Genomic DNA, 1,728 nt, shown 5'->3' with positions numbered 1-1,728 from the left:
TAGGGCTTGCTGAACAAGATTCGCTCCAGCTTACGCCCAACGCAAATCTCTAAATCCAAACAGTCTGAAAAAAAGGAAAAAGAGAACCCGTAGTCGCCGTTCCAGATTCATGACCAGAAACTGAAGGGCGATGACGGTCAAACTGGTTTCGGCACCGCGCGCGCGAATACGACCCAGTCCCAATTTACGCTTACCTTCTCCAAACTTCCCTTCGATCGCATTGCGCTGTGCGGCATCCTGCCGCTCTTGCACACGATTGTCGACATCATTTTGCTCTTTCGAGGGTCTGCCGAGTTTGGGGCCACTAAGGCGAATCCCAAGCTCCTTGCAATAGTTTAGGTTGTCTCGATTGCGGTAGATTTTGTCGGCCAGAATGACGGCAGGGTAATACCCACATCGCTGCTTGTACGCTTCTACCGATGCTTGGAGCGTCGTTGCTTCGTTAAAACTGTCCCATTGTACCGTTTCGATCCAGGCGTAACCGTCCACCAGACTGGCGGCGATTTTGGCGCCGAACTCCACGTTCGCTCCAGCTTTGCCTCGAACCATCGGACGCACATGCGGCTGTTCGATACTCACAATGCGATCGGCGATGACGTGCGTCTTCTTCTCCATCATTTCACGCTGCTGGCGGTAGAGCTCCGAGATGATCAGAAGCTGGCGATAGTGCCTTTTGCTCAGCTCTATGAAAGACGTATGCTTCAGGAGCATTTCGATGATCCGCAAATCCCGTCCCACGAAGCCAAGCTGCTTTTTGATCGCTTTACGGATCACCTTGCCCGATGCTTTGCGTTGTTTGGATACGCTCAGGAACGATTTTCGGGCTTTCTCGCGGTAAGTGCGCGGCTTCTCCATTGCTCCGATATGGGGAAGGTGCAATACGTCAATGATGTCTTCAAGGATTTCACGAGCGTGATTCAGCAGCCCTAGGTCCGTCGGATACTTGATATCCGCAGGCGCGCATGTCGCATCCAACATGAGGGTGCCCTTGTTCGTGACATCCGTTGTCGATGCTGCTGTGGGCGGCAGAACGTGTAGCTTTTTCACCATGTTGCGGGTTTTCTTCGCCACAACAGGGGTACCCTCGGGAATGGTGAACGCGTCCCCAACTTCCATGGTGAGCTGCGAGCCGCCTTCGTCGTCGTCATCGTGATCTCGTTTGGACGATCTTTGTTTCGCCTCAGCCTCTCGCTCTGCTTGCAGTGCGGCCCCAGCAATCCAGTCGTTAACTTCACTCAGGATTTCCAAGCCTAGACGCTCCCGAAAATGCGTCAACAGGGTGTGATGAAACGGTTCTTCATCTACAAAAGCAGTGTAGCCCAAGAAAAACTGCAGATACGGATTCTCTTGGATTTGCAAGGTCGTCTCGCGGTCGCTTAAACCAAGGCGCTCCTTAATGATAAGTGAGCTGAGGGCGATACGTGCAGAGTACGCCTTTTGGCCGATGCTTGCTGACTTGAACGAGCCTACATATTTCTCTTCTACTTTGTCCCAAGGGATGATCGCCGCAAGTTGCACCCAGCGGTTGGTTGGATTTAATTTTCCGCCAAAGGGCAAATAGAAGTTTTCCAACAGGTCTGCCATATCTCGATTCAGTACGAACACTTTCACTCACTCCATCTGCAAGGTTTTTTACTGATTTTCCGTGTTTTCTTTGCAGATGAATTCGACAAAAATGCTCTAAAACCCTTGTGAAATAAGGATCTTTTGATTATTCAGCAAGCCCTA

General features: G+C 51.1%; 1 protein-coding gene. It reads right to left on the bottom strand.

Going from position 1 to position 1,728, the window contains the following annotated elements:
- Nucleotides 1-30: 30 nt before the first annotated feature.
- Nucleotides 31-1,605, bottom strand: a complete 1,575-nt coding sequence (locus tag AC3WRW_RS32950) for an IS5 family transposase (RefSeq protein WP_492550430.1) — start codon at nt 1,603-1,605, stop codon at nt 31-33.
- Between the last annotated feature and the right edge of the window lie 123 nt (nt 1,606-1,728).

Source organism: Paenibacillus sp. FW126-R14 (assembly GCF_058789495.1).
Note: the sequence above shows the minus strand (reverse complement) of the source record. Positions and strands in the feature narration are given on the sequence as shown.